The organism is Aquabacterium sp. A08, from assembly GCF_011742065.1.
The window spans coordinates 1-398 of sequence record NZ_JAAQQT010000186.1; the positions used below are offsets into that span (position 1 = coordinate 1).

The window sequence follows — 398 nt, forward strand, 5'->3', positions numbered from 1 at the left end:
GCGGCGTCGGCCAGGAAGCGCTTCTGGTTGCTCAGCGAGCTTTTCAGCCGGTCCAGCAGGTCGTTGATGGAGGACACCAGCGGCGCCACCTCCTGCGGCACGTGGTCGTTCTCGATCGGGCTGAGGTCGTCGGGTTTGCGCGCGCGGATGCGCTGCTCCAGGTCGTTCAGCGGGCGGATGCCGCGCACCAGCGCCAGCCACACCAGCAACACCGCCAGCGGCAGGATGATGAATTGCGGCACCATCACGCCCTTGATGATCTCGGTCGCCAGCTTGGAGCGTTTGCCGCGGGTTTCGGCCACCTGCATCAGCACCAGCTGGTCGAGGTTGAGGCCGCGCGGCACCCAGGTGTAGGCCACCCGCACGTCCTCGTCGCGCACCACGTCGTCGCGCAGGTA

At 67.6% G+C, this 398-nt stretch carries 1 protein-coding gene; it reads right to left on the minus strand.

The window, feature by feature from the left end; genetic code table 11:
• The coding region (locus tag HA630_RS26765) for a sensor histidine kinase (RefSeq protein ID WP_208299895.1) at positions 1–398 on the minus strand (398 nt) is incomplete at both ends.